This window comes from Curtobacterium sp. B18 (assembly GCF_000333375.1).
Lineage (GTDB): Bacteria > Actinomycetota > Actinomycetes > Actinomycetales > Microbacteriaceae > Curtobacterium.
This window is the reverse complement of record NZ_BACZ01000694.1, coordinates 1-5,164: the sequence shown is the minus strand read 5'-3', so window position 1 is coordinate 5,164 and position 5,164 is coordinate 1. Positions and strand designations below refer to the sequence as shown.

Genomic DNA, 5,164 nt, shown 5'->3' with positions numbered 1-5,164 from the left:
CGCCGGGTTCGATCACCCGGCGGAGCGTCTCCACCGCAGCCACCGAGACGTCCGTGGTCGTCCGGACCATGTCGGGGTCGAGCCGCCACGACCAGCGGGCCTCGGCGAAGTCGGCGAACGCCTCGGGGAGCGCCCGGCCGTGCCCGACGTAGCCGGTGTCGCCGTTCGTGACCGCGGCCACGAGGGCGTCCCGCACTGGCTCGGCGAGCATGCTGTCCATCTCGGCGACGAACATCGGCAGCACCTCCGGCGGGTGTGCCGTGTACTTCTCGCTGGTGCGGGTGCGGTGCGCATCGAAGAGGGAGACCATGACGCTCATGGGGCCATCCTCGCAGCGGACGGTGTGATCTGGACCTCAGTCGAGGTCGGCGAGGGTGTACGGTCCACGCCGACGTGAACAGCGGGGGAGCGCTCGGTGACCGACCGCACGTCCCCCGTCCGAGGGGTCTAGCGTCGCCGACGTGAACCGTTCCCGCGTGCACCGTCGCCCGCTCCTCCGTCCGCTGCCGCTCGCCGCGGCGGCCACGATCGCCGCGTTGCTCGGGACGGGGATGGTCGCCGCACCGGCGGTCGCCTCGTCGTCGGAGCCGGCAGGGCAGGGGGCCCGGACCGTCTCCGACCCCGCCCGGTACGTCGACCCGTTCATCGGCACGAGCGGCGACGGCAACACCTGGCCCGGTGCCACCGCGCCGTTCGGCATGCTGCAGTGGAGCCCGACCGGCACCGCGGGTGACCAGACCTCGACCCCGGTCGCCAACGGCTACTCGTACGACGTCGACCGGTTGCGCGGGTTCAGCCTGACGCACCTGAACGGTGCCGGCTGCGCGCCGGGAGCCGCCGGTGACGTGCCGATCATGCCGGTCACCACGCCGGTCACGACCTCGCCGTCGTCCGACTCCACCGACGCGGTCTACGCCGCCGGCTACTCGCACGACGACGAGTCCGCGAGTCCCGGCCGCTACACGGTCCGACTCGACAACGGCGTCCGCACCGACCTCGCCGTCACGACGCGTGCCGGCGTCGGCGAGTTCGCGTTCCCGGCCGGCAAGGCCGCGAACCTGCTCTTCCGCACCTCGAACTCGATCAACGGCAGCGAGGCCGCGACCACCCGCGTCGACGCCCGCACCCGCACCGTGAGCGGCAGCGTCCTGACCGGCGGGTTCTGCAGCCGCCGTGCGAACGGCGGCGGGGCCACCAACCCGGACCGCCGCAGCTACTACCGCCTGTTCTTCACGGCCACCTTCGACCGGGCGTTCACGAGCACGGGAACGTGGCAGGACGGCACGGTCCAGCCAGGAGGCACGGCCTCCTCCGGTGGGGAGGGGTACCTGACCGGCGCCGACCGCGCCGGACGCGGCTCCGGCGCGTGGGTCGGGTTCGACGCGCGTCGCGGTGCAACGGTGCGCGCGCGGATCGGCATCTCGTACGTGAGCGCCGCAGGAGCGATCGCGAACCGCGACGGCGAGGTGACCCCGCGCGCGACCGTCGCCAGCGTGGCGGCCGGCACCCGCGCCTCCTGGAACCGTGAACTGTCGCGCCTGCGCGTCGGGGGCGGCACGACGGACCGGACCACGCAGCTGTACACGTCCGTCTACCACGCACTCATGCAGCCGAACACGCTGAACGACCGCGACGGGCGGTACCTCGGGCCGGACCAGCGGGTGCACCGGATGGACCGCGGACACCGGGCCGTCTACGGCACGTACTCCGGGTGGGACCAGTACCGGGCGCAGATCCAGCTGCTCGCGCTGCTGCGACCGGACGTCGCCGGGGACATGGCGCAGTCGATGCTGCGGTTCGCCGAGCAGAACGGCGGGGTGTGGGACCGGTGGCTGCACCTCGGTGCCCCGACGCACGTGATGACGGGGGACCCGTCGGCGGCGACGCTCGCCACCTGGTACGCCATGGGGGTCCGGAACTTCGACGTGCGGGCCGCCTACCAGTCGCTGAAACGTCAGGCGACCGTCGAGAACGCCGACGCCGAGAGCGACATCGGCTGCCCGGGACAGTGCCTCGCACAGCGGCCGGCGCTCGACGAGTACCTCGAGCGGCACTATGCCGCGAACGACGACTGCTCGTGCTGGGGTGGCGCTGCCGAGACGCTCGAGGACTCGATCTCCGACAGCGCGCTCGGGTACTGGGCGGGGTCCCTCGGGCTGGGCTCCGATGCGCGGATGTTCGCGGAGCGCGGGACCTACTGGAAGAACACGTTCGACCCGGCCGTCGGGTACCAGGCCGCTCGCCAGGCGGATGGATCGTGGACGCCGGGCTGGTCGCCCTCGACCGGCACCGGGTTCGCGCAGGGCACGAGTGCGCAGTACACCTGGCTCGTGCCGCAGGACGTGCAGGGGCTGTTGACGGCGTTGGGTGGCGACGACGCGGCGGTCGCGCGACTTGACGCGTTCTTCCATGACAGCACCGGCGCGTTCGCGGTGACCGGCGGCGACCCGACGAAGTTCGACCCGACGAACGAGCCCGACATCCACACGCCGTGGATGTACAACGCGCTCGGGAAGCCGTGGAAGACGCAGGAGACCGTGCGGCAGGTCGTCGACGATGCCTACACGACCGGTCCGAGCGGGCTGCCCGGGAACGACGACCTCGGCACGATGAGCGCCTGGTACGTGTTCGCGTCGATCGGGTTGTTCCCGCAGACGCCCGGGCGGGCGGAGATGCTCGTGGGAAGCCCGACGTTCACCACCGTCGACATCCGGCGGTCGAGCGGGGAGCGGATCGCGATCCGCTCGTCGAGCACGGACCCGTTCGTGCAGTCGGCCCGACTCGACGGCCGGACGCTCGCGCAGTCGTGGGTGCCGTCGTCACTCGTCACGCGCGGCGGGACCCTGTCCTTCCAGGTGGGCCCGACGGCGACGACGTGGGCGAGCGGCGCGCAGGACCGGCCGGTCGACCGGTAGGGGCCGGCCATCGGCCGCGCACGGCCGGCAGCGTCGCGCCCGGGCACGGAGCCCACGGGGTGCCCCTCGCTCACACGTCGCGGCCACGTGCCCGAGCGCGGCGTGCCGCGACCAAGCCGATCGTCGCTGCGGTGGCCGGCAGGGCGAAGGAGACGAAGACGCCTGTCGCGATCTGGTTCGCGCGGGCATCTCGGTCCGGATCCTCGCCCGGAAGCCGTCCGATGAGCACGAGCACGGTGGTCGCGAGTGCCACGGCCACGCACCACAACGTGATGGTGACCACCGCCAGCACGATCACGATCCGGCGCCGCCGGTGGTCCGATCGTGCTGGGTCCGTGTCGGTCACCTGATCGGCCGTCCGGCACCCCAGACCCGCTGCACCTCGAGCGACGGGGACAGCGCCACCAGGTCGGCCGCGAACCCCGGCGCGAGTCGGCCCAGGCGGTCGCCGAGCCCCAGCGCCGCCGCCGGGACGCTGGTCAGCGCCGCCACGGCGTCCGGCAGCGTCTGCCCCGCGAGGGTGACGGCGTTCCGGAGCGCCGCGTCCTGCGTCAGGGTCGAGCCCGCGATGGTGTCGGTCCCCGCGACGTGTGCGACGCCGTCGGTGACGGTCACGGCGAGGGAGCCCAGCGTGTACGAGCCGTCGGCCGAACCCGCCGCGCCCATGGCATCCGTGACGAAGGCCACCCGCCCGGGAGCGGCCCGCAGCAGCATCGACGCCACGGACGGGTGCACGTGCACGCCGTCGAGGATGAGCTCGAGTGTCACGCGGTCGTCGTCCACGGCGGCGGCGATCGGCCCGGGCGCACGGTGGTGGATGCCCGGCATCGCGTTGAACGCGTGCGTGAGCAGCGTCGCGCCGGCGTCGAACGCCGCGCGGGCCTGGTCGTACGTGCCGACGGTGTGCCCGACCGCGACGCGCACACCCGCCGCGACGAAGCGCTCCACGGCAGCGAGGGCGCCGGGGAGTTCCGGGGCGACGGTGACCTGGCGGATGACGCCCTCGCCGGCTTCGAGCAGCGCCTCGACCGCGGCCGGCGACGGGTCGATCAGGAACGACTCGTTGTGTGCGCCCTTGTTGTGCGGGGAGAGGAAGGGGCCCTCGAGGTGGACGCCGAGCACGAGCGGGTCGTCGGCCATCACCGCGCGGATGCGGTCGAGCGACGCCGTGAGCGCGGGGACCGGGTTCGCGACGAGGGACAGGACCGAGCGGGTCGTGCCGTGTGAGCGGTGCACGGTGAGGGCGGCACCGACGGCTTCGTCCTCGTAGGCGACCCCGCCACCCCCGTGCCCGTGCAGATCGATGAAGCCGGGCACGAGGACCGCGTCGCCGAGGTCGACGACCTCGTCGACCGACGTCGCCGTCGGTCCCTCGGAACCGGAGCCGACCGCGTGGATGCGGTCACCGACGACGAGGACCCAGCCGTCCGCGGTGGAGCCGCCGGCATCGACGACGTGGGCCGACCGGAACAGGGTGCGCCGCGCCTCCTGGCCGACGGACGCGCCGGACGCGACGGACGCGCCGGACGCGGCGGACGCGCCGCCGCTCACCGGGTCTCCTTGCGGAACTGCACCACGCCCGACAACGCTGCGACCACGATGAAGACGATCCCGACGACCGGGTGCCCGATCGAGATCCAGGCCGCACCGGCCGCGATCACGAGCGCGACCTCGACGATGGTCTTGCCGACGATGTCCGTCTCGATGGGGGAGCGCGGCGACCGGAACAGGTACCAGACCACCGCGGCGAACACCGGCGCGCCGATCATGAACAGGATGCCCGGCACAGGGAACGGCCACGCGATGTAGCCCCAGTACGCCAGCGAGACCAGGCCGAAGGCGCACACGAGGACGCGGAGCACCGTCCAGCCGTCGAGCCTCCGCGGGCGGATGGCGTGCGGGTCCGGGGTGTCGCCCCAATCGACGGGGGACTGCGGTGCTGACATGCGGTGCCTACTTGAAGATGATGGTGCGGGCGCCGTCGAGGAGGACCCGGTCCTCCGCGATCCAGCGCACCGCCTGGGTGAGCGTGCGGGACTCCTCGTCCTGGCCGATCGACACGAGCTCGGCGGGGTCCTTCGTGTGGTCCACCCGCACGACGTTCTGCTCGATGATCGGGCCCTCGTCGAGGTCGCTCGTGACGAAGTGCGCCGTCGCACCGATGAGTTTCACGCCGCGGGCGTGGGCCTGCCGGTAGGGGTTCGCCCCCTGAAGCCGGGCAGGAACGAGTGGTGGATGTCACCGCGCGC

Annotated in this window: 4 protein-coding genes and 2 pseudogenes; 1 reads left to right on the top strand and 5 read right to left on the bottom strand. The window is 72.9% G+C overall.

What is annotated here, in order from left to right:
- Positions 1-319 (bottom strand): annotated as a pseudogene (locus I5E_RS18535) (aspartate aminotransferase); the annotation flags it as partial.
- A 142-nt stretch (positions 320-461) separates the two neighbouring features.
- On the opposite strand from I5E_RS18535, the gene I5E_RS18530 reads away from it, so the two are divergent.
- Positions 462-2,915, top strand: coding sequence for a GH92 family glycosyl hydrolase (locus I5E_RS18530; RefSeq protein WP_022908305.1), 2,454 nt, complete (start codon positions 462-464; stop codon positions 2,913-2,915).
- Between the two features lie 70 nt (positions 2,916-2,985).
- Here the strand turns inward: I5E_RS18530 and I5E_RS18525 are convergent, their stop codons facing one another.
- The 4 genes and pseudogenes from I5E_RS18525 to I5E_RS18510 all read right to left on the bottom strand — a co-directional run.
- Positions 2,986-3,261 carry a hypothetical protein gene (locus I5E_RS18525; RefSeq protein ID WP_022908304.1) on the bottom strand — a complete coding sequence of 92 codons (276 nt, stop codon included), beginning with the start codon at positions 3,259-3,261 and terminating at the stop codon, positions 2,986-2,988.
- Positions 3,258-4,388 carry an N-acetylglucosamine-6-phosphate deacetylase gene (gene nagA / locus I5E_RS18520; RefSeq protein ID WP_031263163.1) on the bottom strand — a complete coding sequence of 377 codons (1,131 nt, stop codon included), beginning with the start codon at positions 4,386-4,388 and terminating at the stop codon, positions 3,258-3,260. Before nagA ends, I5E_RS18525 begins: the two co-directional genes overlap by 4 nt.
- 74 nt (positions 4,389-4,462) lie before the next feature.
- Positions 4,463-4,861: a YrdB family protein gene (locus I5E_RS18515; protein WP_022908302.1), complete on the bottom strand. Its 399-nt coding sequence runs from the start codon at positions 4,859-4,861 to the stop codon at positions 4,463-4,465.
- Positions 4,862-4,868: 7 nt separating this feature from the next.
- Positions 4,869-5,164 (bottom strand): annotated as a pseudogene (locus I5E_RS18510) (formyltransferase family protein); the annotation flags it as partial.

Coding starts and splice junctions, on each gene's coding strand:
- I5E_RS18515 (WP_022908302.1), bottom strand. CDS start 4,861: ATGTCAGCACCGCAGTCCCCCGTCGATTGGGGCGACACCCCGGACCCG.